Origin of the sequence: Mesorhizobium sp. M1307, from assembly GCF_040318155.1 — a bacterium.
Taxonomy (GTDB): Bacteria; Pseudomonadota; Alphaproteobacteria; order Rhizobiales; family Rhizobiaceae; genus Mesorhizobium.
The window spans coordinates 110,240-134,823 of the sequence record NZ_JAMYLR010000004.1 but is presented as its reverse complement, the minus strand read 5'-3'; the positions used below and the strand labels follow the sequence as shown (position 1 = coordinate 134,823).

Annotated in this window: 21 protein-coding genes and 1 pseudogene; 6 read left to right on the top strand and 16 right to left on the bottom strand. The window is 62.7% G+C overall.

The features are described 5' to 3' along the window. Positions 1-102: 102 nt before the first annotated feature. Together NKH16_RS07805 and NKH16_RS07800 are read right to left on the bottom strand one after the other, a co-directional pair. The gene (locus NKH16_RS07805; protein WP_352448449.1) at positions 103-1,125 is read right to left on the bottom strand and encodes a glycosyltransferase family 2 protein; all 1,023 of its coding nucleotides are present in this window, start codon (positions 1,123-1,125) and stop codon (positions 103-105) included. A 456-nt stretch (positions 1,126-1,581) separates the two neighbouring features. Beyond that, the gene (locus NKH16_RS07800) at positions 1,582-1,902 is read right to left on the bottom strand and encodes an exopolysaccharide production repressor protein (protein WP_352454700.1); all 321 of its coding nucleotides are present in this window, start codon (positions 1,900-1,902) and stop codon (positions 1,582-1,584) included. 558 nt (positions 1,903-2,460) lie between these two features. Here NKH16_RS07800 and NKH16_RS07795 point away from each other — a divergent pair. Together NKH16_RS07795 and NKH16_RS07790 are read left to right on the top strand one after the other, a co-directional pair. Then, positions 2,461-3,138: a sugar transferase gene (locus NKH16_RS07795; RefSeq protein WP_352898919.1), complete on the top strand. Its 678-nt coding sequence runs from the start codon at positions 2,461-2,463 to the stop codon at positions 3,136-3,138. A 207-nt stretch (positions 3,139-3,345) separates the two neighbouring features. After that, positions 3,346-4,557: a polysaccharide biosynthesis/export family protein gene (locus tag NKH16_RS07790; RefSeq protein WP_352448673.1), complete on the top strand. Its 1,212-nt coding sequence runs from the start codon at positions 3,346-3,348 to the stop codon at positions 4,555-4,557. Between the two features lie 125 nt (positions 4,558-4,682). Here NKH16_RS07790 and NKH16_RS07785 read toward each other — a convergent pair whose 3' ends face one another. Continuing rightward, positions 4,683-5,954, bottom strand: coding sequence for an O-antigen ligase family protein (locus NKH16_RS07785; RefSeq protein WP_352898917.1), 1,272 nt, complete (start codon positions 5,952-5,954; stop codon positions 4,683-4,685). A 328-nt stretch (positions 5,955-6,282) separates the two neighbouring features. Here NKH16_RS07785 and NKH16_RS07780 point away from each other — a divergent pair, with 328 nt between their 5' ends. Continuing rightward, entirely contained in the window at positions 6,283-7,035 is a 753-nt protein-coding gene (locus tag NKH16_RS07780; protein ID WP_352448445.1) for an SDR family NAD(P)-dependent oxidoreductase, read from the top strand. Between the two features lie 41 nt (positions 7,036-7,076). Here NKH16_RS07780 and NKH16_RS07775 read toward each other — a convergent pair whose 3' ends face one another. Then, on the bottom strand, positions 7,077-7,658 hold the full coding sequence (locus NKH16_RS07775; RefSeq protein WP_352448444.1) for a DUF1349 domain-containing protein: 582 nt from the start codon (positions 7,656-7,658) through the stop codon (positions 7,077-7,079). Positions 7,659-7,695: 37 nt separating this feature from the next. Further along, positions 7,696-9,132: an aldehyde dehydrogenase family protein gene (locus NKH16_RS07770; RefSeq protein ID WP_352899040.1), complete on the bottom strand. Its 1,437-nt coding sequence runs from the start codon at positions 9,130-9,132 to the stop codon at positions 7,696-7,698. 175 nt (positions 9,133-9,307) lie between these two features. Here NKH16_RS07770 and NKH16_RS07765 point away from each other — a divergent pair, with 175 nt between their 5' ends. Continuing rightward, a complete protein-coding gene (locus NKH16_RS07765; protein ID WP_352743035.1) occupies positions 9,308-10,339 on the top strand; it encodes a hydroxyacid dehydrogenase in 1,032 nt (343 codons plus the stop codon). Positions 10,340-10,366: 27 nt separating this feature from the next. On the opposite strand, the gene NKH16_RS07760 is transcribed toward NKH16_RS07765, so the two are convergent. The 9 genes from NKH16_RS07760 to NKH16_RS07720 form a co-directional block, all read right to left on the bottom strand. Beyond that, on the bottom strand, positions 10,367-10,852 hold the full coding sequence (locus NKH16_RS07760; RefSeq protein WP_352743033.1) for a hypothetical protein: 486 nt from the start codon (positions 10,850-10,852) through the stop codon (positions 10,367-10,369). A 102-nt stretch (positions 10,853-10,954) separates the two neighbouring features. Beyond that, positions 10,955-13,909: a nitrate reductase gene (locus NKH16_RS07755; RefSeq protein ID WP_352743031.1), complete on the bottom strand. Its 2,955-nt coding sequence runs from the start codon at positions 13,907-13,909 to the stop codon at positions 10,955-10,957. Positions 13,910-13,912: 3 nt separating this feature from the next. After that, positions 13,913-14,242: a nitrite reductase small subunit NirD gene (nirD, locus tag NKH16_RS07750; protein WP_352743030.1), complete on the bottom strand. Its 330-nt coding sequence runs from the start codon at positions 14,240-14,242 to the stop codon at positions 13,913-13,915. Between the two features lie 66 nt (positions 14,243-14,308). After that, entirely contained in the window at positions 14,309-16,759 is a 2,451-nt protein-coding gene (gene nirB, locus NKH16_RS07745; protein ID WP_352448439.1) for a nitrite reductase large subunit NirB, read from the bottom strand. A gap of 19 nt (positions 16,760-16,778) precedes the next feature. Then, a complete protein-coding gene (locus NKH16_RS07740) occupies positions 16,779-18,080 on the bottom strand; it encodes an MFS transporter (RefSeq protein ID WP_352448438.1) in 1,302 nt (433 codons plus the stop codon). A gap of 58 nt (positions 18,081-18,138) precedes the next feature. Beyond that, positions 18,139-18,336: a twin-arginine translocation signal domain-containing protein gene (locus NKH16_RS07735; RefSeq protein ID WP_352448437.1), complete on the bottom strand. Its 198-nt coding sequence runs from the start codon at positions 18,334-18,336 to the stop codon at positions 18,139-18,141. 391 nt (positions 18,337-18,727) lie between these two features. Beyond that, entirely contained in the window at positions 18,728-19,525 is a 798-nt protein-coding gene (locus NKH16_RS07730; protein WP_352448436.1) for an ABC transporter ATP-binding protein, read from the bottom strand. A gap of 11 nt (positions 19,526-19,536) precedes the next feature. Further along, positions 19,537-20,433, bottom strand: coding sequence for a nitrate ABC transporter permease (gene ntrB, locus NKH16_RS07725; RefSeq protein ID WP_352747183.1), 897 nt, complete (start codon positions 20,431-20,433; stop codon positions 19,537-19,539). 74 nt (positions 20,434-20,507) lie between these two features. Then, positions 20,508-21,824, bottom strand: coding sequence for a CmpA/NrtA family ABC transporter substrate-binding protein (locus NKH16_RS07720; RefSeq protein WP_352747181.1), 1,317 nt, complete (start codon positions 21,822-21,824; stop codon positions 20,508-20,510). On the opposite strand from NKH16_RS07720, the gene NKH16_RS07715 reads away from it, so the two are divergent. Continuing rightward, the gene (locus tag NKH16_RS07715; protein ID WP_352747178.1) at positions 21,808-21,939 is read left to right on the top strand and encodes a hypothetical protein; all 132 of its coding nucleotides are present in this window, start codon (positions 21,808-21,810) and stop codon (positions 21,937-21,939) included. The genes NKH16_RS07720 and NKH16_RS07715 overlap by 17 nt on opposite strands. Before the next feature lie 243 nt (positions 21,940-22,182). Here the strand turns inward: NKH16_RS07715 and NKH16_RS07710 are convergent, their stop codons facing one another. Then, the gene (locus NKH16_RS07710; RefSeq protein WP_352898909.1) at positions 22,183-23,421 is read right to left on the bottom strand and encodes a CmpA/NrtA family ABC transporter substrate-binding protein; all 1,239 of its coding nucleotides are present in this window, start codon (positions 23,419-23,421) and stop codon (positions 22,183-22,185) included. Positions 23,422-23,423: 2 nt separating this feature from the next. Then, entirely contained in the window at positions 23,424-24,023 is a 600-nt protein-coding gene (locus NKH16_RS07705) for an ANTAR domain-containing response regulator (RefSeq protein ID WP_023676288.1), read from the bottom strand. Positions 24,024-24,150: 127 nt separating this feature from the next. Here NKH16_RS07705 and NKH16_RS07700 point away from each other — a divergent pair. Next, a pseudogene (locus tag NKH16_RS07700) lies at positions 24,151-24,507 on the top strand (ABC transporter permease subunit); the annotation flags it as partial. Positions 24,508-24,584 lie beyond the last annotated feature (77 nt).

The following is a 24,584-nucleotide window of genomic DNA, read 5'->3' as shown; positions in this document are numbered from 1 at the left end:
GGATAGGCAACCACCTAGATCGTAAACTCATGAATCTCGTTGAAACGGTCCGAGCCGACCGAAGGGTAAGGGAGTAGCTACCGCCGTCGCACGTTGACGGGCCTAGCTTTCGCTGGCCGTGCTGGTTCCGGCCATGAGGAAGCGCAGCGGCGGCACATGCTGACGCTTCGCGGCGAGGCCGGCGCGGCGAAACAGCGCATCCAGCTTATCGGAGGCGACGCCGCGGACGACGGCTGTGAGGTTGGACGAGCCGGCCAAGGCGTAGGCCGCGGCCGGCGCCAGCCCACGCTCAGCCTTCACGTCTAAAAACTTCCGCAACCGGTATTTGTCGCGGATGTGCCGCTCGTGCCTTCTCAGCGCAGCCTTCGATGCCTCCGGCAAACTGTCGATCGCAAGCAGCGCCAGGTCGGCATCGGCCAGATGCTTCAGGTCCTGGGTCTTGTGCCGTCCGCTCAGCGAATCGGCGCGCACGATCGCGCCGTAGCCACAGGATTTGATGACCTTGAAGCGCGCGCCATGGGCAACCGCGCGCGCATAGAGTTCATAGTCTTCACCCAGGCGCAGCTTCTCGTCGTAGCGCAGCCCATGCCGATCGAGAAAGGCGCGGCTGATCACCGGCTTGAGGAAGCCCAGTTCCCCGCGTTGCACACGGCGCCTGGAGATGTTGGCGTCGATGAAACCCTCGAAATCGAGGAATTCCGGCTCGGGCGAGAACGGTGGAGCAACGATTTTCGAAACGTCGGTTGCCGCGTCATCCCTGACAAGCATGATGTTGTCTGCGGCGAAATCCCAATCGGTGCTGGCGAACAGTCTGTGAAACCTGCCTTCGAAAAAGAAATCATCAGCGTCCAGAATGCTGATGAACGGCGACCTGGAACCGGCTATCGCGGCGTTGCGTGCAAACGATGGGCCGCGATTGACGTCGAAGCGGATGACGGAAAGGCGGCCCGTGCCGTCGCCGGCCGCGTGGGCGACTTTCGCGGTATCGTCGGTAGACGCGTCGTCGACGACGACAACTTCCGCAACCTCAGGCTCGCGTAATGCCGATGCAATGGCAGCCGGGATTGTCCGCGCCGCATTGCGGGCGGCGATGATCACGCAGACCTGGAATGATGTCATGAACATGCCTCTCGATTGCAGAAGTCGTTGCGGATTTCCTCGCCCCGTCCGCTCAATGCCCCACCGCCCATTCTGAAATGCATCGGCCCAAACGCCTATGCTGCAAGTGCGAAGCAAGCATCGCCAAAATCATCGGCGCCGTCCAGTTTTTCATTTTGCTGGGTGTCATGGCCCGGTTGGGCAGGCGGCGAGCCTCAATCGGGATGGCTCCAGAAATGCGCCGCTTGGCAGAGCCGTTCCTACACGCTCCATCAGAGCGCTCGACTGGCAGAAACCAGTTGCTGATCCTCGCCGACCGGACGGCGGCGGGGCGGAGCGAGCGCGTCGAGGCCCGCAGTGTCAAGGAATTGAAAGAGCAGGAATGCCGACTGCCGGTGTCGTTTGAGGCGAGCAATTCGTCAGAGGACCGGCGAGCTTAACCACAGGTCACATGGACATCGCAGACCGCGACCAGGCCCGAAATCAGTGAAGGCCTCTCCTGGCGCTGAGTTTCTCGCCTTCGGCCGCTTCGTTCGAACTCAGCTTTCGTTCAGCGTCGCGGATTTTGTCGGCCGGGGTCGGGGCATTTCTGGCAACCATGGCAAAGACCAGCAGAAAATAACCCAGTTGGATGACTATAGCGCAGCCGATGACACGAAACAGCGTCGTACCGAGCGAGGCGCCGCCCAAATAGGACCAGACGATCACGATCGCCAGCGCAAAACACATTCCGATAATGAACTTTGGCAGTGACATACCCGATAGCCCATCAACCGGCTCGGGAAAAAATGTCGACAAGCCCACCCCGAGCACCTCCCTTAAACTCTGCGAGCTTATTTAGGTTGCCCGCTTCTGGCCGGTTGCTTCCGGCCTAGCCCAATCTGTCCATAGTCCGACAGAAACAATTTGCAACTCTATTGAGCCGCGCAATAGGCGGCAAGGGCAGCTGCGGAATAAATTTTAAACGAATCCTCGGGATCGACTCCGCCATGGTGCAACGCACACGTCGGCATCACCACTGATTGCCGGATATCGACTCGCTCCAGTATGATTCATAATATTGAATAGTATTTTATCATAACATCAGTCATTATCTTGAAATTCTAAATGACGGCAAAGCTCCACAGGAGGGTATAAAGAGCGATTCGCCTAAAATCAGCCCAAAAATTGGACTAGCTTTTCCAAAATTGCCCATAATCTGTCTCTTTTGCGACATAAATGGGAAATTTTGTGCAGGACGAGTTTATTATTTAGTCAGTTCATGACGCGACTATTACAGCCGTCTGAGAAATTGTGTGTTGCGCTGCAACATTTTTTTGGTATCGTGCGGTAAACCATCCGTTCAACGTATGGAGTTTACGCATGAGGGACGTAGCCAAGCCGGCCGATGCGGATTTTTCGCAGGCCGGCGTCGATTTTCCGCCGCCGATTGGCGGCCTGCTCAAACGCAGCTTCGATATTGTCGGTTCGCTGATCGGCCTGGTCACTCTCAGCCCGCTGTTCGTAATGATAGCGCTGCTTGTCAGGTTTTCCGATGGCGGGCCGATTTTCTATGGTCACAGCCGAATCGGCCGCGGAGGACGGATTTTTCCGTGCCTCAAGTTCCGCACCATGGTTGCAGACGGCGAGCGGGTGCTTGCTGCCTATCTCGCCGCGAATCCGGAGGCCAACGCCGAATGGATAGCGACCCGCAAGTTGAAGAACGACCCGCGGATCACGCGCGTCGGAGCGGTGCTGAGGAAGCTCAGCCTCGATGAGTTGCCGCAGATCATCAACATCCTGCAGGGGGATATGAGCCTGGTCGGGCCTCGTCCCGTGGTGCGCGATGAGCTGGAGATATATGGCAATTCGGCCGTCTATTACCTGAAATCGCGCCCCGGCCTCACCGGGCTCTGGCAGGTCAGCGGACGCAACGATGTTTCGTATGACAGCCGCGTCGCATTCGACAGGCACTATGTCGAGAACTGGTCGATGTTCGAAGACATTCGCATCATCATCAAGACCGTACCTGCGGTCTGGATGTCGCGAGGCTGCTACTGACGGCCGCTTGCTGGCCGTGCATCGAGGAGCGGCTGTCCAGAATTCGGGCCCGGAACTCAGGCCCCTAACTCAGGCATCGGCAGCTCATCGGGCGGGGCAAACCAGATCGGAAACGCTCAGTTGAAAGCAGATATAATCGATATCTTTTGCACCGGCATTCTCTCCAGACGCATGCGGCGAGTACGGCTTTTGACGACTTGCCTTACAATGGCGACCGGCCTGACCCTGTCGCTAGCCTTGCCACAGTTTGCCTTCGCCGACGACTATCGGCTTGGAGCACAGGACAAGCTGACCATCCGCGTGGCGGAATGGCAGACCGTCGAAGGCACGTTCCGTGACTGGTCGGCCATCAATGGAGAATACACGGTCGGCCCCGCTGGAACCTTGTCGGTTCCCTTCGTCGGCGAGATGCCCGCATCCGGCAAGACGACTTCGGAGATCGCGGCATCGCTCGGCGAGGCGCTGCAGCGCAAGCTCGCTCTGGCCGACAAGCCGGAGGCTTCCGTCGAAATGGCGCAGTACCGGCCATTCTACATCTCTGGCGAGGTGCAATCGCCCGGCCAGTATCCTTGTGTGCCTGGGTTGTCCGTGCTGAAAGCGATGAGCATTGCCGGCGGAGCCCGGCGGAACCCGGAGAGCGGACAGCGCTACGACCGCGACCTGATCAATGCCAAGGGCAATTTCGACGTACTACAAGACCAATTGGTCAGGCTGACCGTCAAGCGCGCCCGCATCGAAGCGGAACTGGCGGACAAGCCGACATTCGCGGTGCCGAAAGAGGTGGCCGACGATCCGAAGCTGCCCAGCATCGTTGCCGATGAGACGGCGATCCTGGCGGCCGACCAGAAGAAACTCAAGCTGCGCTTGCAGGCGCTCGACGATTTGAAGGCGCTGCTGCAGAGCGAGATCGATTCGCTGCAGAAAAAGATCGTCAACCAGCAGAAGCAGGTTGATCTGGCGAAGGAGCAGCTCAACGGCATCGGCTCGCTGGCGCAAAAGGGCCTGGTCGTCAACACGCGGGTTTTGAACTCGCAGCAAACCATCGCCGACCTCGAGGGCCAGATCCTGGATTACGAAACGGCGATTCTCACGGCCAAGCAGTCGATCAGCAAGGCCACCCAGGACGCCATCGATCTCGAGAACACCCAGAACTCCAGCCTCGCGACCGACCGGCAACAGACGGAAGCCGATCTCAACGAGGCGACGCTGAAGCTGAATATGGAAAAGGCCTTGATGTCCGAAGCCTTGTCGGGCAGCCCCATGCCGCAATTCTACGGCAACAACGAACCAGCGGCCTTGTCATTTTCCCTGGTGCGGGTGGTCGACGGCAAGACCAGCGAAATCACCGCCGATGAAGACACGCCGGTGCTGCCAGGGGACGTGATCAAGGTCAAACCGGCGCCCATGGCCATCCAGTAGCTTCTTTCCACCGGAGCAAAGCACCAACCCCGCAGGCAGCGGTCTGCGGGGTTTTTGCGTTTGGGATCTTATGGATCAGAAAACAAGGCGGCCTTCGGGCAACGAACCGCCTGGATCCGCCCGCTCTAGCCTCGCACGGCGTCCGGTTCCTCGAGATGGTTCACGGCGCTCCACCGGGAAGGAGCGACGGCCGGCACCCTCACCAGCTTGAAGTAGCTGTAGTACAGCAGGAACGATCCCATGATGTAGGGATTGAGGGTCTCGACCTCGACGAAGGATCGGATGAACAGAAGCACCATGACGCCGGCAAGAATCACGGAGTCGGCTTGCCATGTCCTGAATATCAGCGCCGAGACGTGACCCCAGAGCGTGCGCAGGATGATCAGCGAAAGCAGTGTCGCGCCGACGAAGCCGAGTTCCACCAAGGTCTCGATGTAGGTGTTGTGGAAGTGGAAGCCGCTTCGCGCGGCGATATAGAATTCGTTCCACAGCCGCTCGGCCTCGGAGAAGCCCTGCACCCAATAAGCCGCGTAGCCGACGCCGAGGATGGGCGATTGCTGCGCGGCATTCCAGCCCTGTTGCCAGAGGTAGGTTCGTCCGGTGAGCGTCGAATCCTTGCCGAAAAGGCCAAGGACAAAGTCCATCAGCCCGAGATTCAGCGCAATCACGGTGCAGGCGACCAGCCCGCCCGCACCGATTATGAAAATTACCCGGCGATGGCGGAGCGAAAGCAGCTTGCCGATGGAAAGCAGGGCGACCAGAGCGAGAACCGCGGGGGTAGATGCCATCGAAGTGGCGGAATGCGACACCACCAGCAGATAGCCCGATAGAAGGACAATCGGTACGATCAACAAACAGCTTATCCGGCCGCGCCTGAGAAAGGCCAGGTAGACAACGCAGAAATAGATGCCAAGCGATGCGACAAAGCCGATCTGGTTCTTGGAGCTGAACGCGCCGACGAAATTATACGTCCCATCGAGAACGTCGTAGGAATAGCTCGCGACCTTGAGCGAGTAGAGCAGGACGACGAAAATCCCGATCAGGGCGCCTATGGTCAAGGTCCGGACGCTGACGGTGCGCGCGGCAATGTAGGCGCAGGCGATATGGGAGCAATATTGGACGGCCGTTCTTGCCGTGGTGCCGGGAGCCGCCGACCAGAACACCGAGAAGCAGACATAGGTTGCAAAGGCCAGCGGAAGCCAGGCGCTGGAAGCGTGCCTTAATATCTTGCGGTAGTCGACCAGGATGAGCGGTAGCCAGACTGCATAGTAGGCCAGGATCATGGCCTGGCCGAAAATGGTCGAGTAGGAAAACACCCAGATCGAGACGGCAACGGCAAAGCTGCCATAGACCGTGTTCTTGTCCGGATCGATCAACAGAGATTTTGGAATCTTCATCTCGATAGCGGTTTTCCGTCCTTGCAGCTCAATGCCGATTTCATGGGCCGCTCGTGGGCCGATTCGTCGGATCGATGGGAGCCTCGCCTGCAGGCGCTCGCATTGTGCAGTGCAATATAACCCATCCGGCGCCGCCTGTCACCCGGATGCCAACCGGGCGCGTCGTTCCAGCCGTTCTCTCCATACCGGGCGAGACGATTTGGCCAGAAGGCAGTGCCGTACAATTGACCGGTGCTGGCCCATCATAAGCTGTTCTGAGGTTGCAAGTCCGCGCTTGAACTTGTCCGCCGTTGACTTCACATTCGCCGCCAATTGGGAGGAAGACCACATGCCGATGAGTTTCGCGGGACGATTTGCCGGACGATCTGCTGTTATCACCGGCGGCGCCTCAGGCATCGGCCTGGCCGTCGCGCAAAGGATCACTGGCGAAGGCGGGCGTGTTTCGGTCTGGGATCGCGATGCCGCCCAGATCGAGCAGGCCAAGGCCATTGTTCCAGGCCTGCACAGCGTCACCTTAGACGTCGCCGACCCCATAGCGGTCGAAGCCGCCGCCGGAGAGACGATCGAAGCGCTTGGCGCGGTCGATGTCCTTGTCACCAGTGCTGCCATCACCGGGCCGAACATGACGACCTGGGAGTATTCGGTGGAGGATTGGCGCCGGGTCACCGACATCAACATCAACGGCGTCTTCTTCTGCAACAAGGCGCTGGTCCCGCATATGCTCGAACGCAATTACGGCAGGATCATCAACATCGCCTCGATTGCCGGCAAGGAAGGTAACCCGAACGCCTCGGCCTACAGCACCTCCAAGGCGGCGGTGATCGGCATGACCAAATCGCTCGGCAAGGAACTGGCCAAGACCAAAGTAACGGTGAACTGCGTCACGCCGGCGGCCGTGCGCACCGCGATCTTCCAGCAGATGAGCCAGCAACACATCGACTTCATGCTGTCCAAAATACCGATGGCGCGGTTCGGCGAGGTCGAGGAGGTGGCGGCGCTGATCTGCTGGATCGCGTCCGAGGAATGCTCGTTCACAACGGCGGCCGTCTTCGACGTCTCCGGCGGCCGGGCGACCTACTGAGGCGGGGCCGGACGCAAACCGCCCGACCGGATCGCGGCGCCTCAGTCGTGAAGCTCCCGCGAGATCGGCGGGCCGATCGAAAAGTCGCTGAATGTCACTTCGAAGCCCTCGCGCTGCGGCGAACAGCACATCATGCCGACATCGACCGTTTTCGACGGGGGGAAATAGGCAAGCCGCACCGGTTTCCAGTGCTTGTCAGATGGGTCGCGATACTGGACGCGGATCGTCTCGGCATGGCGGGTCATGCGGATCCTGACCCCGTCCGGATCGGCCGGAATGCTGGCCAGCGACCAGTCGGAGGCATCGTTGGTGACGACGACGGAAAAATACATCAGCCCGTCGGTGTATTCGATGCCGGCCTTGATCCAGTGCGTCTCGCTCAGGCGGACCATAAGCCCGGCCTGATCGTAAAGCACCTCATAGTGCCCCTTGACGGTGACTTCGGCGCTGAAATCGCCCTCGACCTCACGATAGAGGAAATGGCCATTGTCGCGCCAGAAGCCGTAGAACGTCTCGCGCCAGAAGTCGGTCTCCTCACCGGTCCGTACATGCACCGTATTGTTGCCGAAGGCGTGGTGCGGCGGCGGATTGAGCCAGGTCAGGTCCGTATTCTCAGATGCCATCGACTTGCTCGCTGCCTGGCTGGTCTGCCGCCTTTTCTTAGCCGGCAAACGTGTAAGCGGTCTTCACCGTGGTGTAGAACTCTGCGGCATAGCGGCCCTGCTCGCGCGGGCCGTAGCTCGATCCCTTGCGCCCGCCGAAAGGCACGTGGAAGTCGACGCCGGCCGTCGGCAGATTGACCATGACCATGCCGGCTTCCGAATTGCGCTTGAAGTGCGTGGCATGCTTGAGGCTCGAGGTGCAGATGCCGGACGTCAGCCCGAACGGCGTGTCGTTGGCCACCGCCAGCGCCTCGTCATAATCCTTGACGCGGATGACGTTGGCGACCGGGCCGAAAATCTCCTCGCGCGAGATGCGCATGGCGTTGGTGGTTTCGGTGAACAGCGCAGGCTGCAAATAGAAGCCGCGGGTTTCGCGATCGAGCCGCTCGCCGCCGAAGGCGAGATTGGCACCTTCCTGACGTCCGATGGCGATATAGTCCTCGTCCTGTTTGAGCTGGCTCTGGTCGACAACCGGCCCGATCTGCGTCTTGGCATCGAGAGCGTCGCCGACGACCAACTTGGCCATGCGGTCCTTGAGCGCCTCGACGAAGCGGTCGTGGATGCCGTCCGTCACCACCAGGCGGGACGACGCCGTGCAGCGCTGGCCGGTCGAGAAGTAGGCACCGTTGATGGCGCAGTCGACGGCGACGGCAAGGTCGGCATCGTCGAGCACCACAAGCGGGTTCTTGCCGCCCATTTCGAGCTGGAACTTGCGCATGTGCTCGACGCTGGCGGCGGCGACGCGCTTGCCGGTGCCGACCGAGCCGGTGAAGGTGATGGCGTTGAGGTCAGGACTGTCGAGCATCGCCTGGCCGACCACCGAACCTTTGCCCATCACCAGGTTGAGCACACCCTTGGGCAGCCCGGCGCGGTGCAGGATGTCGACAATGGTCCAGGCGCTCTCCGGAACGAGTTCCGCCGGCTTGAAGACGATGGTGTTGCCGTAGGCCAGCGCCGGAGCGATTTTCCAAGCCGGAATGGCGATCGGGAAATTCCACGGCGTGATGATGCCGACGACGCCGACCGCTTCGCGGGTGATCTCGACGCCGACGCCGGGCCGCACGCTCGGCACCAGCTCGCCCGACAGGCGCAACGCCTCGCCGGCGAAAAAATCGAATATCTGGGCGGCCCGCACAGTCTCGCCGATGCCCTCGACCAGCGTCTTGCCTTCTTCGCGCGCCAACGCCCGGCCTATTTCATCTTTCCGCGCGGTGATCTCGTCCGACGCCTTCCTCAGCACCGCATGGCGTGCCAGCAGGCCCGATCGAGACCATGCCGGAAATGCCGCTTTCGCCGCCGCGATGGCCTGCCGGGCGTGCTCGGCGCCTCCCGATGCATATTCGCCGACCACGTCGTCGAGATTGGACGGGTTGATGTTACGGGAGCCGGCATCGCCTACCCACTCTCCATCGATGAGGTTCTTTCGAAACGGGATCATGTCGCTGTCTTCCTTGTCGTCCTTCGATCGCCGTCTATCTGGACCACCGACCGCCGCACCGCAAGGCCGAAGGCAGGCAAACTTCTCCTCCTCGACAGGCATGTGATAGGTGTCGGGGCGGGGAAGACGATTCTAGTGTGGTGCGACGCGGATCGCACGGGAGGAAATCATCATGTCCGACAGCGCCTTGCCGCTGGTGATCAGCGCACCCGAACCGCGCACGCTCGACCTGATCTTCACGCCGGCTGCGCTGGCGAAATTTCGATCGAAATACCGCATCGTCGAAATATCGCCCGAAGCGGTGGCGGCGCTGCCGGCCGATATCCTTGCCGAGGCGCGCTACATCGTCGGCCAGCCACCTATCGCGCCGGAGACGCTGGAAAGAATGAAGGCGCTGCGCTGCATCTTCAATGTCGAGAGCAACCTCATCAACAACATGCCCTACGAGACGCTGTTTTCGCGCGGCATCCATGTCGTCACCACCGGGCTGGTGTTTGCCGAACCGGTGGCCGAGCTCGGCCTTGCCATGGCGCTCAACCTCGCCCGCGGCATCGTCGACGCCGATCTCGCATTTCGTCACGGCAAGGAGCTGTGGGGCGGCGACGGCAACCGGACGGCACGGCTTCTTTCCGGCGCGGATGTCGGCATTATCGGCTTCGGCGATCTTGGCCGTGCGCTCAACCGGCTGCTGTCAGGCTTTCGCACGCGGACAAAAGTCTTCGACCCGTGGCTGCCGCCGTCGATCCTGATCGAAAACGGCGTCGAGCCGGCCTCTCTCGACGACGTTCTGTCGAACAGCGATTTCATCTTCGTCGTCGCTTCGGTGACCAGCGAAAACCAGGGTTTCCTTGGTGCCGAGGCGTTTGCCAGGATGCGCAAGGGAGCCGCTTTCATCCTGCTCAGCCGAGCCGGCGTGGTCGATTTCCCGGCACTGATGGACGCCGTCCGCAGCGGCCATATCGTCGCCGCCAGCGATGTTTTTCCTGAGGAGCCGCTTGCCCAGGATCACCCGGTCCGCACATTGCCGGGGTTCCTGCGCTCCGCCCACCGGGCCGGTGCGCTCGACATCGCTTTCAAGCGGATGGGCGACATGGTGCTGGAAGACATGGACCTGGTCGACCGCGGCCTGCCGCCGATGCGTTCGAAGCGGGCCGAGCGTGAGACCGTTTCGCGAATGCGTTCGAAGCCGGTCGACAAGAATTAGGCCGTCTGCCCGACGGGTCGCACATGCTCAGACGGTGAAGGACCAAAACAGGCAGGCCAGTGTCGCTGCGGCGAAGACGACGAAGAACAGGCTTCTCAACAAGATGTTGCGGCGCAGCTCGTTGATGAACAGATGGCATCCGACGACGGCTGCGACAAACAGGAACCGCCAGTTCAGCAGTGCGGAGAGCACATCGCGCTGACCAAAAGCAAATCTCGCGGCGAGACATCCAACGAAGACCGCAAACAACACGATGACCGTCCAGAAGATCGCATCGGCGGCATGTGTCAGGACGATGCCAGCGAGCCTGATCGGCAGAACCATCATCAGCAGTGCGCTGAAAAAATAGATCGCCGCGAGCGGAATGAACGTCCCCGCATCGGCGATGTCGCTCAAGCGCTTGGCGCCGATCGCGCCATAGGGATAGCCATGCCTGGCCACCATCAGGCTGAGCGCCATCAGCAAGGCCGCCAGCGCGGCGGCAAGCGCGAATGAGGTCAGGGCTTTGCTCATGAGGCTCCCGTTCCGAGCGAATCGAAGTCAGAGCGTTGGTAGCCCATGGTTTGTAAATTGCTAGTAAGCATCATGTAGCGGCACGGCAGAGTTCCCGGCGCATCACTCCGCAGCTTGCAGACGCCGCCCGTCGATAATGGTCTTGATCTCGGCGCGGCAAGAGCCGCAATTGGTGCCGGCGTGAAGGACGGCGCCGATTGCCGCGACGCTGGTACAGCCGCCGCGTACCGCTTCCGCGATCTGGTTGGCACCGACCCCGAAACAGGCGCAGACGATGGCACCGCGGTCGACGCTGTTGCCGCCCGGCCGCCCGGCGACAATCGCCAACCGCGCCTGCCGATTGGCATGGTCAGCACCAAGTTGTTCGACTGCCCACCCGCGCGACACCGCTACCGGGGTAGGCGCAAGATAAAGCGCGCCGACCAGCCGAGTTCCCGCGAAACGGGCGAAACGATGGTGCCCGCCGGCGATGTCGTGATAGGCGAGCGTCTCGCCTTCCATGCCTAACAGGGAGGCGGCAAACCCGGTCCAGTCACGGCTGTCCTGCAGCGCAATTTCAAGCCGCCAGCCGGCGGGGCAGCGGGCGAGGCTCCAGTAATCGGCGTCGATCGATGCGGGCCGTTCGGCAAGCATGGCGAAGCCGAAGGCAGTGGCGGCGAACCGCTGGATGCGGGCGGCAACGTTCTTCGAGGCCGGCTGACCTGAAATCGCATCGGTCGTCGGCGGGACCAGTGCATCGACACGCGCGCGGGCGGAGATCTGATCGGTCCAGTGCATCGGTACGAATACAGAGCCTTGGCGTTGACGCACCGTCACCAGGGCGCGGACCAGCACCTCGCCATGGGCAGTCGAGACGCGCACGATGTCGGCATCGCCGATACCATAGTGCTGCGCATCCGCCGGGTGGATTTCGACGAACGGTTCGGCCATGTGCTGCGACAGACGCGGGCTCTTGCCGGTCCGCGTCATGGTGTGCCAATGGTCGCGGACGCGCCCGGTGTTGAGGACGAGCGGGTAGTCCGGGTTGGTGCGGGTTTGTGCGGCTGGGCGGATGGCAATGAAGCGCGCCTTGCCGTCGGGCGTGTAGAAATTGCCGTTGGCGAAGAAGCGGGTGCTGGCTGAGCTATGTCCAGCCTGAACACCCCCCTCTGGCCTGCCGGCCATCTCCCCCTCAAGGGGGGAGATTGGCGGCTTTGCCGGCTGCGCCCACTCATCAACCTGGGAGACTGGCGACAGCCGAGCAGCAGGCTGATCTCCCCCCTTGAGGGGGAGATGGCCGGCAGGCCAGAGAGGGTCATCTGCGACGGCCTCCACCTCGGTGGGGCGACCCGGAGAGGTCGAGACTTCACCACCGATCCCACCCCATCCCGCTTGTTTCGCTTTGCTCAACGCGCGTGCCGACCCTCCCCTCAAGGGGGAGGGTGAGGCCGGCGCTGGCCATTGGAACGGCAGAAGATCCTCATAGGCCTCTGCACCGATATCGCCATACGCGCCTATATCAAAATCGCGTACCCCGTCATTCTCGAATGTCGACAACGCCGCGTGCTCGGCGAAGATGTCGGCCGGCGACACATGCGAAAAAGCCTCGCCGAAGCCCATCCGCTTGGCGACTTCAGCGATGATCCACCAGTCGGCTCTTGCCTCGCCGGGCGTGGCCAAAAAGGCTCGCTGGCGCGAGATGCGGCGCTCCGAATTGGTGACGGTGCCATCCTTTTCGCCCCATGCGGTAGCCGGCAGCCGGACATGGGCGTGGCGGACCGTGTCGGTCTTGGCCAGCACGTCCGAGACCACGAGAAACGGGCAGGCCTTGATCGCCGCCTCGACGGCATCGGCGTCCGGCATCGAATCGACGGGGTTGGTAGCCATGATCCACAGCGCCTTGATGCGTCCGTCGGCCACCGCTTGGAACATCTCGACCGCTTTCAGGCCGGGTTTTTCGGCGGTGGTTGGGGCATTCCAGAAGCGCTGCACGCGTTCGCGGTGCTCGGGGTTTTCGATTTCCATGTGGGCGGCCAGCATGTTGGCCATGCCGCCGACCTCACGGCCGCCCATGGCGTTGGGCTGGCCGGTCACCGAGAACGGCCCGGCGCCGGGCTGGCCTATCCGGCCGGTGGCCAGATGGCAGTTGATGATGGCGTTGACCTTGTCGGTGCCCGAAGACGACTGGTTCACGCCTTGGCTGTAGACGGTCACCGTCTTCGCCGTCGCGGCAAACAGGCTGTAGAAGCGGGCCAGTTCGTCCTCACTGAGACCCGTGGCAGCCGCGATGCCGGCAAGATCGAGCGCCGAGGCGGCGAAAAGCGCTTGCCCGAAGCCGGTCGTGTGCGCCGTGATATAGGTGCGGTCCAGCGCGTTGTGCTGGCCGAGATAGGCGAGCAGCCCGGTGAACAAAGCGACGTCGCCGTCGGGCGCGATCGCCAGATGCATGTCGGCGATGTCTGAGGTCATGGTGCGGCGAGGGTCGATCAGCACCACCTTCATCTCGGGCCGCTTTTCCCGGGCGGCGGCAATGCGCTGGTAGAGTACCGGATGGCACCAGGCGAGATTGGAGCCGACCAGCACGATCAGGTCGGCAAGTTCCAGATCCTCGTAATTTCCCGGAACGGTGTCCGAGCCAAAGGCGCGGCGGTGGCCGGCGACCGACGAGGCCATGCACAGGCGCGAATTGGTGTCGATATTGGCCGAGCCGATAAAGCCTTTCATCAGCTTGTTGGCGACGTAATAGTCCTCGGTCAGCAACTGGCCGGAAACATAAAAGGCGACCGAACCGGGGCCGTGTTCGGCAATGGTTTGCGAGAAGGTCGAAGCGACAAGGTCGAGCGCTTCGTCCCAGTCGGTGCGGCGACCGTGGATCTCCGGGTATAGCAACCTGCCGTCGAGGTCGATGGTCTCAGCCAGCGCCGAGCCTTTGGAGCAGAGCCGGCCGAAATTCGCCGGGTGGTCCGGGTCGCCGCGAACGGTTATTTCATCGTCCGCGGCGACCTTCGCCAGCACGCCGCAACCCACCCCGCAATAGGGGCAGGTGGTCCTCACCTCGCGCGCTTCATCAATCTGCATGGTTCACGCCGCGCGGTTGGCCAGCGCTTCCAGCGCAATGAACAGCCGCTCGCCGTCGATCCGCACCGCAATGGTGCGCACCGCGCCCTCGTCCGCGCCGAGCGCCTTGCCTGTCTCCAGCGAGATCACCCAATTGTGCAAGGGACAGGTCACCGCCGTGCCATGGACGATGCCCTGGCTGAGCGGCCCACCTTTGTGCGGGCAATGGTCGTCGATGGCGAACACTTGATCGTCGGCCGTGCGGAAGACGGCGATCTTGCCTTCGGGCGTGGCGACGCAGCGCGCGCCGCGACGCGGAATGTCCGAGAGCGTGCCTATCGATACCCAGTTCATGTGGCTATTCCTCTTTTGCGCGTGTTCTTGTCCGAAAACCGCATTCCACTTTTCGGGAACACGCGCCTACTCCGCCGCCTGGGCAAAGCCGACCGAAGCCATCGGCCGGAATTCATGCTTGTCCTTGCCGGAAGCACGTTCCGACCATGGGTCGACCTGGGCGAATTTCTGCGAAAAGACGAAGCGGTCGAAATAGGCTTTGCGCTTCTCGCCATCGTCCATGATCTGACGCTTGATCTCAGCTATGCCGACGCGCTTGGCCCATTTGTAGATACGCTCGAGATAGCGGCCCTGCTCGCGATACATCTGCGTCAACGCCACGATATGCTCCAGCGCCTCGTCCTCGGTCTTGACCTGGCCGAGCACTTCGGTGCCCTTGATGTCGAGACCGGCCGCGCCGGCGAAATGGATCTCGTAGCCGCTATCGACGCAGATCACGCCGACATCCTTGCAGGTCGCCTCGGCACAGTTTCGCGGACAGCCCGACACCGCCATCTTGACCTTGGCCGGGGTCCACGAGCCCCACATGAATTTTTCGATACGGATGCCCAAGCCGGTCGAATCCTGCGTGCCGAAGCGGCACCAGTCCGAGCCGACACAGGTCTTCACCGTGCGCAGTCCTTTGGCATAGGCGTGGCCGGAGACGAAGCCAGCCTGGCCGAGATCGGCCCATACCGCCGGCAGGTCTTCCTTGCGGATGCCGAGCATGTCGATGCGCTGGCCGCCGGTGACCTTGACCATCGGGATCTCGAACTTGTCGACGACGTCGGCGATGGCGCGCAATTCGGCGGCGTTGGTGACGCCGCCCCACATGCGCGGCACTACCGAATAGGTGCCGTCCTTTTGGATATTGGCGTGGACGCGCTCGTTGATGAAGCGCGACTGGTAATCGTCGGCGTATTCGTCGGGCCAGTCGCAGACGAGATAATAGTTGAGCGCCGGCCGGCATTTGGCGCAGCCGCAGGAGGTCTTCCACTCCAGTTCCTGCATGACGGCGGGAATGGTCTTCAAGCCCTTGGCCTTGATCAGCCGGCGGACCTCGTCATGGCCAAGCGCGGTGCAGCTGCACATCGGCTGGACCGCCGCGGGGTTGTATTTGTCGCCGATGGTCAGCACCATCAGCTTTTCGACCAGCCCGGTGCAGGAGCCGCAGGAGGCCGACGCCTTGGTGTGGGCGCGCACGTCGTCGAGCGAGGTCAGGCCCCTGGCCGTGATCGCGCCGGTGATCTTTCCCTTACATACGCCGTTGCAGCCGCAGATTTCCGCATCATCCGGCAAGGCTGCAACGGCCGCCATAGGGTCCAGGGGGGCGCCTCCCTGGTAGGACTGGCCGAAGATGAGCGTATCGCGCATCTCGGATATGTCGGTCTGCTTTTTCTTGAGGTCGTTGAACCAGGCGCCGTCCGCCGTCTCGCCATAGAGCACGGTGCCGATGATGCGGTCGTCCTTGAGTACCAGGCGCTTGTAGACGCCGGCCGCGGCATCGCGCAGCACGATCTCCTGGCGGTCATCGCCCTCGGCGAAGTCGCCGAGCGAGAACAGCTCGATGCCGGTGACCTTGAGCTTGGTCGGCGTGTCCATGTGGACGAAAGCCGCCGCCTCATTGCCGGCCAGATGGCTGGCGGCGACGCGCGCCATCTCGTAGAGCGGCGCGACCAGCCCGTAGACCTGGCCGTTGACCTCGGCGCATTCGCCGATTGCGTAGATATCGGGATCGTTGCTGCGCATGCCGGCGTCGACGACGATGCCGCGATTGACCGCAATGCCGGCTTCCTTCGCCAGCGCCGCATTCGGCCTGATGCCCACCGCCATGACGACGAGCGTTGCGGGAATGACTGTGCCGTCGGCAAGCTCCACCCGCTCGACCTTGCCGTTGCCGGTGATCGCCTGGGTGTTGGCCTTGGTGATGACCTTGATGCCGCGCTGCTCGACGGCGCGCTGCAGGAGATATCCGGCGGCCGGATCGAGCTGACGCTCCATCAGCGTCGGCATGACGTGCAGCACGGTGACGTCCATGCCCTGCGCGTTCAGACCCGCAGCCGCTTCCAGGCCGAGCAGGCCGCCGCCGATGACGACAGCCTTGGCCCGCGACTGGGCGGCAAGCATCATCGCCCGGACGTCGTCGAGATCGCGATAGGTGAGCACGCCCGGCAGGTCATGGCCTGGCACCGGAATGATAAACGGCACCGAGCCGGTGGCGATGACGAGTTTGTCATAAGGCTCGGTCACGCCATGATCGGAGGTGACGGTCTTTGCCTGCCGGTCGATGGCGACGATCTTGTGGCCCTTGTAGAGGGTGATGCCGTGCTTGATGTACCAGCCGTCGCCATGGATGATGATCTCCTCATAGGCCTTTTCTCCCGACAGAACCGGCGACAGCATGATGCGGTCGTAGTTCACGCGCGGCTCGGCGTTGAAGATGGTGACCTGGTAGCGCCCAGGCGCCTTTTCCAGGAGATGCTCCAGCATGCGCCCGGGGGCCATGCCGTTGCCGATGATGACGAGTTTCTCGGTCATGTCCTGATCCACTCCGCTCTCACTCAGCCGCGTAGGAAAGGCCTGAAGCTTCGTCAGACGCCGTGCGCTCCATCCGCCGGATGGAAAAATGCATCCAGGCAAAGCAGGTGGCGACGATGACGAAGAGCAGCATGAAGCAGCTCGACCAGACGCCGGTGAGGTCGTTGAGCACGCCGAAGGCGATTGGCAGGATAAAGCCGCCGAGCCCGCCAATCATGCCGACAACGCCGCCGACCGCGCCGACACTCTGCGGATAGTAAGCCGGGATGTGCTTGTAGACGGCGGCCTTGCCGAGGCTCATGAAGAAGCCGAGCACACAGGCAACGGCTATGAAGGCGAGCGGGCCGATCTCGAAATGGAAGGCGATCGGCCCGCTGATACCGCGCACGACGTAGTCTGCCGAGGGGAGAGACAGAACGAGAGTCGCGACGGCACTGACAGCGAAGGTGCAGTAGAGCACGGTGCGGGCGCCGATCCGGTCGGAAAGCACGCCGCCATAGGCGCGGAAAATACTTGCCGGAATTGAATAGGCCGCGCCAATCATGCCGGCGGTCGCAAGCCCGAAGCCGTAGACGCCGATCAGGTACCGGGGCAGCCACAGCGAGAGCGCCACGAATGCACCGAAGGCGAAGAAATAATAGAAGGCGAAGCGCCAGACCTGCAGGTTCTTGAGCGGCGCGAATTCCTGCAAGAAGCTTCTCTTGGGCGCTGCCTTGCCGGCGCGGCGCTCGCGGATGACCGGGTCGTCGCCAGTCGTGAACCAGAAGACGGCGGCCATGACGACGAGTGCTGCCGCCCAGATCAGCGCGACCGACTGCCAGCCCCAGGAGAGAAGCACGAACGGTGCCAGGAACTTGGTGACCGCGGCGCCGACATTGCCGACACCGAAAATGCCAAGCGCCGTACCCTGCTTGCCGGCCGGGAAGAAGCGCGAGACATAGGCGACACCGACGGCGAAGGAACCGCCGGCGAGCCCAACGCCTAGTGCGGCGACCAGCATCTGCCCGTAGGTGTGCGCAAAAGCGAGCAGAAAGGTCGCGACCGCCGCCGCAAGCATGGTCGCGGTGTATACCAGCCGTCCGCCAAAACGGTCGGTCCAGACACCGAGCACCATACGCACGAGCGAGCCGGTGAGGATCGGCGTGCCGACGAGCAGGCCGAACTCCGTCTCGTTCAGCCCCAGCTCCTGCTTTATGCGCACGCCGATGATTGAAAAGATCGTCCACACCGCGAAGCAGACGGTGAAGGCGATGGTGGACATGGCAAGCGCCTGCCGGGGAGCGCTGTCCTGGCTGGGCGCGGCTGGGAGATTTGCGGTCATTTTCTGGCTCCGGTTTGCGGCGTGGGAGGCACCGCCCTTGTCTGTTCGTTCGCGACTGTCAGCGGCGCAGCATCGGCGAACTGGTTGAAACCGAGCTGTGCGCGGTCACTTCGAGACCCTTGCCGTCAGTCTTGGCGCCGTCGGGAAAGAGGAGGAGCGCGGCGGTGAACAGCGCCGCCGTCAGCGCGCTGACGGCCAGAAAATCACGGCGCGTGAAGTCCGCGAGGGACGCGGCAGTTCCGATCCGTTTCGTCATCGTCGTCTCCGGTTGGACGCCGCTTGGATCAGCGCCGTCGATTGCGTTAAAACAAAAAAGCCGCCGGCCAGGTCTTCGCGTCCGGGTTCCGGGAGCGCGTGTGGACCTGAGCGGCAGCTTTGCCTGTGGCGCCCGCCATTGGACGCCGTTTCACTTGGCCCTTGCGGACCCTACATTTCGGAAAGCAGGAAGCGTGCCAATTCGACAGCGCTCTTAATAATCGAATGAAATCAATATGAACCGCAGCCGCGCGACTTTTGACCAAGCTCGGCAGCGGATCAAAGATTAGTCAAAATGCCTTGCACAGCAGCATAATATTTGTGCAATGCGGTAGATTGCCCATTGCCGATGCAGATTGCCAATGATGATGACGAGTTTTCCCGTTATGGCCTTACTCCGCGGCTTCGACGAAGCGGTGGCGTTCGTAGAGGAATTTCAGCACCGCCTCGCGGCAGCGCAGGAAGGTGCGGTCGGAGGAAAGCTCGATGCGCCGGCGCGGCCGGGCCAGCGGCACGGCAAGAACCTCGCCGATGGTGGCCGCCGGGCCGTTGGTCATCATCACGATGCGGTCGGACAACAGCACCGCCTCGTCGACATCATGGGTGATCATGATCGTCGTCGAGCCGAGCCTCGAATGGATATCCATCACCGCGTCCTGAAGATGGGCGCGCGTCAGCGCGTCGAGCGCCCCGAACGGCTCGTCGAGCAGCAGGATCTTCGGCTCCATGGCCAGCGCCCGGGCGATGCCGACGCGCTGCTTCATGCCGCCCGAAATCTCGGCCGGACGTTTGTCCTTGGCATGCCCCATCTGCACGAGATCGAGATTGCGCATGATCCATTCATGCCGCTCGGCCCGGCTCTTGCTCCGGCCAAAGACCTTCGTGACTGCCAAATTGATGTTTTCGTAGACGGTGAGCCATGGCAGCAGGCTGTGGTTCTGGAACACCACGGCGCGTTCCGGGCCGGGACTATCGACCTCCTTGTCTTCGAGCAGAACGGCGCCGGCCGAGACCTTGGTCAGGCCGGCGATCAGGTTGAGCAAGGTCGACTTGCCGCAGCCGGAATGGCCGATGATCGAGACGAATTCGCCCTTGTCGATGGTCAGCCGGATGTCCTTCAGCACGTCGCTGACCTGGCTGCCGCGGGCGAAGGATTTGTCGATGTGGTCGAGTTTCAGATAGGCCGTCATCGTCCCTCTCCTCACTTTGCCGTTGTGCCGCGGGTGACGAAGACGCCGACCGCCGCGACCAGGCGGTCGAGGCAAAAGCCGGTGACGCCGATATAGGCGAGCGCGACAATGATGTCGGGCAGGCGCGACGAGTTCCACGCGTCCCAGATGAAGAAGCCGATGCCGACGCCGCCGGTCAGCATTTCGGCGGCGACGATGGCGAGCCAGGACAGGCCGATGCCGATCCGCAAGCCCGTGAAGATGTAGGGCGCGGCCGCCGGCACCATAATCTTCACAAAGAACTCGAACTGATTGAGCCGGAGGATACGGGCGACGTTGCGGTAGTCCTCGGGGATGTTGCGGACACCGACCGCGGTGTTGATGATGATGGGCCAGATCGAGGTGATGAAGATGACGAAGATCGCCGACGGGCTGGAATCGCGGAACGCCGCCAGCGACAGCGGCAGCCACGCGAGCGGCGGCACCGTGCGCAGGATCTGGAAGACCGGATCGAGACCGCGCATCGCCCAGATCGACTGGCCGACGAGCGCGCCGAGCGCGACGCCGACGATTGCTGCCAGGCCGAAGCCCATGGCGACGCGCTGCAGCGACATCAGCACCCGCCAGGCGAGTCCGATGTCCTGCGAGCCATTGTCGAAGAACGGGTGGGCGATCAGGTCATAGGCCTCGTTCCACACTTGGCTCGGCGGTGGCAGGCTGGCTGTGGGCGACGAACAGGCGACCTGCCAGACGACGAGCATAATGGTGATGACGATGACCGGCGGCACCAGCGTGCTGGCCAGTTTGGCGGCGATCGCGGCCGGGTCGAAGCGGCGCCGCGCCCTGGCGGTCAAGGCGATGACCTCGGCGGGCTTGGCCGGTGCGGGGAACGGCTTCACCTTGCGGTCCTCGATGGCTTGGATAGACATTTCTCGAAAAACTCCTTGGCGGCGGGTGCAAGGCAGGCGGCGCTGCCACCGCCTGCCGCGCATCTATGTCAGGCTCAGGCCGATGCCTTGATCTTCAGGCTGTCGAGATAGGCGGACGGGTTCTCCGGATCGAAGATCTTGCCGTCGAAGAAGGTCTCGACGCCGCGCGACGTAGACGCCGGAATATCGGCCGCGGCGACACCAAGATCCTTGGCCGCCTCGCGCCACAGATCCTCACGGTTGACTTGGCCGACCAGTGCTTTGATGTCGGTGGTCGGCGCGAACTTGCCCCAGCGAATATTTTCGGCGAGGAACCAGCTGTCGTGGCTCTTGAAGGGATAGGACACGCCGCCCTGCCAGAACTTCATGTAGAGATCGGTGCCGTTGGCGACGCGGCCATTGCCGTAATTGATGTCGCCCTTGAGGCGGCCGATGATGTCGGCGGTCGGCACGTTCATCCATTGCCGCTTGCCGATGATGGCGGCCATCTCGTCCTTGTTTTCCTTGGCTTCGCACCATTGCTGGGCTTCCATGACGGCCATCAGGATCGCCTTGGTGGCGTTCGGATACTTGTCGATGAAGGCGGCGCGCAGGCCGAGCGCCTTTTCCGGATGGCCCTTCCACAGCTCGCCAGTGGTGGCGGCGGTGAAGCCGACGCCCTGGTGAACCAGCTGCTCGTTCCACGGCTCGCCGACACAGAACACGTCCATGTTGCCGACCTTCATGTTGGCGACCATCTGCGGCGGCGGCACGACGATGGTCGAGACGTCCTTGTCGGGATCAATGCCGCCGGCGGCCAGCCAGTAGCGCAGCCAAAGATCGTGCGTGCCGCCCGGAAAGGTCATGGCGGCCTTCACCTCCTTGCCTGCGGCCTTCTTGACGGCGAAGGCGTCCTTCAGCTTTGATGCGTCGAGGCCGACGCCGGTGCCGGCATATTCCTGGGCGACGGAAATGCCCTGGCAGTCGTAGTTGAGCCGGGCCACGATCGCCATCGGCAGTGGCTGCTTGTTTTGAGTCACCTTGCCGGTGTGCATCAGATAAGGCATCGGCGTCAGGATATGGGCGCCGTCAATGCCGTTGGCTTCGCCGCCGAGCACCAGATTATCGCGCGTCGCCCCCCAGGAGGCCTGCTTGAGCACCTCGACGTCGGGCATGCCGAATTTCTCGAACAGGCCCTTCTCCTTGGCAATCATCAGCGGCGCCGCATCGGTCAGCGCTATGAAGCCGAGCTTGGCGCCGGTGACTTCCGGCGCGGCGGGCGCCGCATAGGCGCCGGAGGGCAGCAGCGCACGCGCCGCGGCCAGCGTTGCCGTGGTGGCCGCGCTGATCCTCAGGAAATCGCGGCGGCTGATCGCCGTTTGGGCGGAATGGCTATTGCTGCTTTTCGTCATCGTCATCTCCGGTTGGGCGCGGCTTGGGATCGGCGCCGTCGATTGCGTGTTCGACCAAAACAAAAAAGCCGCCGGCCAGGCCGCGCGCGTCCGTCCATCCGGGATCGCGTGTTGACCTGAGCGGCAGCGTTGCCTGTAGCGCCCGCCATTGGACGCCTATTCCGTGACCCGAGAAGAGTCTGCCTATTGCAACGCAGGAACCGTGCCAGTTTCGGAATGGATGACAAACATCAATGAGATCAACGACTTGCCAAAATCGTCGGCGCGCCGGCCCGCTGGGCGAGCAAGCCAAAGATTGTTCATTAGCGCAGTTGCACGCACATTTTTTGTGCAGCGCACAAGAATGGCGCCGAAATGATCAGACTTCGGCGCGCGCCAATTTCTGGCCGGCAATGTAGGCGTCGATCTCGTCGGGATCGAAGATCTGGCCATCGAAGAAACCATCGGGACCGAGCACCAGGCTTGCCCCCGCCGAACCGACCGGAGTCGCGGCCTTCAGCGCGCCCTCGACCTTGGCATTGGCACCGGGAAGCGCCACGCCAAGCGGCTTCAACGCCGAGCGGTAGAGATCGGGGCGGTAGCAGTCGCGGGCAATAGCGAGGTTTTCCGGCGTGTGCGCGACATGCCCCCAGCGCACCATCTGCGTGTAGAACCACAGCGCATGGCTCTTCCACGGGAAGTTCGCCGCCTTGTTGAAGGGCAGAAAGAAGTCGCCGACGCTCAGTTCGGCGCCGCCGCCGAGCGCAAGATGGCCGCTGAGGATCGGCATCTGCAGCGCCGGCTCAAGCCCGAGGAAGGCCGGCTGCGCCATCAGCGCCGCGAGTTCGCCGCGGTTTGCCGGATCCTGGCACCAGCGCGCCGCATGATGCAGCGCGCGCAGCAGGGCCGAAAGCGCCTCCGGCTCTCTTTCCGCCCATGCCTTGCGCACGCCGACGACTTTCTCGGGGCTGGTCTTCCAGATGGCCGCCTTGACCGTGGCGATGCGGCCGGTGCCGGCGACGACCGCGGCACTGTTCCAGGGTTCGCCGACGCAGTAGCCGTCGATCCTGCCGGCGGCGAGTGCGTCGGCCATGAACGGGGGCGGCACGATGACGATCTCGATTTCACGCGACGGGTCGATGCCACAGGCGGCGAGCCAGTAGCGCAATTCATAATTGTGCCCGGAGTGCGGATGGACGACGGCGAAGCGAAGCGGATCGCCGCCGGCATTCACCCGTTCACGAATCAGCGCTCCCAACGCCTTGCCGGCCCGCGCCGGATCGAGATCGGGTTGGGCGCCGTGCGCGGCCATGCCCACCCAGACCGCGTTCGAAACCGTCACGCAATTGCCGCCGAGGCCGAGCGAGAACGGCACGACGGTATCGGAGGCGAGCGGTGTCAGCCCCAGATTGCAGGCGATCGGCATCGGCCCCAGCATGTGCGCCAGATCGAAATGGCCGATGGCGATGCGGTCGCGGATGTTGGCCCAGGACGTTTCCCGGTTGAGCGTCAGGTCGATGCCTTCGCGCAGGGCGAAGCCGATTTCCTTCGCCGCGACAAGGATAGCGCTGTCGAAGAGCGGCATGAAGCCAGCATTGATCCGGTGCTCGGCCGCCATTCTCAACTCTCCTCGGGATCCAGCAGGCCTGCCGCCGTTACCAGGCTCTGGGCGATCTCGGCGATCTTGCGGTTCTGGTTCATGGCGGTCTTGCGCAGCAGCGTGTAGGCCGCGTCCTCCGACAGGCCGCGCGACTTCATCAGGATGCCCTTGGCGCGATCGATCACCTTGCGGCTCTCCAACTCGCTGCGGGCTTCTTCCAGTTCGCGCGCCATACGCGAGAAGGCGTTGAAGCGGCTGATCGCCATGTCGAGGATCGGCTTGACCCGCTCCTGACGCAGGCCGTCGACGACATAGGCTGATACCCCCGCTTCCACCGCGGCTTCGATCGAAGCCTGATCCGAGCGGTCGACGAACATGGCGATCGGCCGCTTCACCACGCGCGAAAGCTGGAACATGTTTTCGAGCATGTCGCGGTTGGGATTTTCGAGATCGATGACGATGACGTCGGGTTCGATCTCGGCGATCCGTCGCGCGATGCCGGCGACGTCGTGGATGACCGTGACCTGCTGATGCCCAGCCTCCCGCAATCCCGCTTCGATTATCGAAGCGCGGATGTGGTTTTCATCGATCACCAGGACAGTGAGGGATTTGCGGATCATGCCGCATTTTGCGCAGGCGAGACGATTGTGCAATGCGGCATCCCGAGATTCACGGAAACAATGCCGGCGTCCAGGCGTCGCCTGAGGAATTGGACGCGACGGCCAGCGTCGCGGCGGTGGTGCTGGGGCGGTCGGCGACAACGAACGGGCAACACGCCTGTCCGGCGTACGCTGCTGGCAGGTGATCACGGCGCTCTACGTTATCTCGAGCGTGCTCGTCGGCACTGCACTACATCGGCCTGATCAAGGCCGTCGCTCGCCGACCCGCTGGTGCTGCCTTGGGTGGCCGCCGCCGTCGTCGGCGGCACCTCGATCTTCGGCGGCCGCGGCGCCTGCACCGGCACAATCAACGGCGCTGATCCCCACCGCGCTGACGACGCTGCTGACGATTTTGCAGATGCCGGAAGGGGCGTGGTGGATATTGTTTGGGTTAATCGTGCTGTTTGTGACGGCGGCTTATTTGCGGATTGTGGAGGAGAGATAGGGGGAAGCTGAGGCGGGGGGCTGCTTTGACCCAATCACGACGCTCACTCCGGTCAGTGGTAACGTCCGGATTTGGCG

What these genes read in the sequence shown, in the direction of transcription:
- NKH16_RS07805 (WP_352448449.1), bottom strand. Translation starts at nt 1,125, where the DNA reads ATGTTCATGACATCATTCCAGGTCTGCGTGATCATCGCCGCCCGCAAT.
- NKH16_RS07795 (WP_352898919.1), top strand. Translation starts at nt 2,461, where the DNA reads ATGAGGGACGTAGCCAAGCCGGCCGATGCGGATTTTTCGCAGGCCGGC.
- NKH16_RS07790 (WP_352448673.1), top strand. Translation starts at nt 3,346, where the DNA reads ATGGCGACCGGCCTGACCCTGTCGCTAGCCTTGCCACAGTTTGCCTTC.
- NKH16_RS07785 (WP_352898917.1), bottom strand. Translation starts at nt 5,954, where the DNA reads ATGAAGATTCCAAAATCTCTGTTGATCGATCCGGACAAGAACACGGTC.
- NKH16_RS07780 (WP_352448445.1), top strand. Translation starts at nt 6,283, where the DNA reads ATGCCGATGAGTTTCGCGGGACGATTTGCCGGACGATCTGCTGTTATC.
- NKH16_RS07775 (WP_352448444.1), bottom strand. Translation starts at nt 7,658, where the DNA reads ATGGCATCTGAGAATACGGACCTGACCTGGCTCAATCCGCCGCCGCAC.
- NKH16_RS07765 (WP_352743035.1), top strand. Translation starts at nt 9,308, where the DNA reads ATGTCCGACAGCGCCTTGCCGCTGGTGATCAGCGCACCCGAACCGCGC.
- NKH16_RS07760 (WP_352743033.1), bottom strand. Translation starts at nt 10,852, where the DNA reads ATGAGCAAAGCCCTGACCTCATTCGCGCTTGCCGCCGCGCTGGCGGCC.
- NKH16_RS07755 (WP_352743031.1), bottom strand. Translation starts at nt 13,909, where the DNA reads ATGCAGATTGATGAAGCGCGCGAGGTGAGGACCACCTGCCCCTATTGC.
- nirD (WP_352743030.1), bottom strand. Translation starts at nt 14,242, where the DNA reads ATGAACTGGGTATCGATAGGCACGCTCTCGGACATTCCGCGTCGCGGC.
- nirB (WP_352448439.1), bottom strand. Translation starts at nt 16,759, where the DNA reads ATGACCGAGAAACTCGTCATCATCGGCAACGGCATGGCCCCCGGGCGC.
- NKH16_RS07740 (WP_352448438.1), bottom strand. Translation starts at nt 18,080, where the DNA reads ATGACCGCAAATCTCCCAGCCGCGCCCAGCCAGGACAGCGCTCCCCGG.
- NKH16_RS07735 (WP_352448437.1), bottom strand. Translation starts at nt 18,336, where the DNA reads ATGACGAAACGGATCGGAACTGCCGCGTCCCTCGCGGACTTCACGCGC.
- NKH16_RS07730 (WP_352448436.1), bottom strand. Translation starts at nt 19,525, where the DNA reads ATGACGGCCTATCTGAAACTCGACCACATCGACAAATCCTTCGCCCGC.
- ntrB (WP_352747183.1), bottom strand. Translation starts at nt 20,433, where the DNA reads ATGTCTATCCAAGCCATCGAGGACCGCAAGGTGAAGCCGTTCCCCGCA.
- NKH16_RS07720 (WP_352747181.1), bottom strand. Translation starts at nt 21,824, where the DNA reads ATGACGAAAAGCAGCAATAGCCATTCCGCCCAAACGGCGATCAGCCGC.
- NKH16_RS07710 (WP_352898909.1), bottom strand. Translation starts at nt 23,421, where the DNA reads ATGGCGGCCGAGCACCGGATCAATGCTGGCTTCATGCCGCTCTTCGAC.
- NKH16_RS07705 (WP_023676288.1), bottom strand. Translation starts at nt 24,023, where the DNA reads ATGATCCGCAAATCCCTCACTGTCCTGGTGATCGATGAAAACCACATC.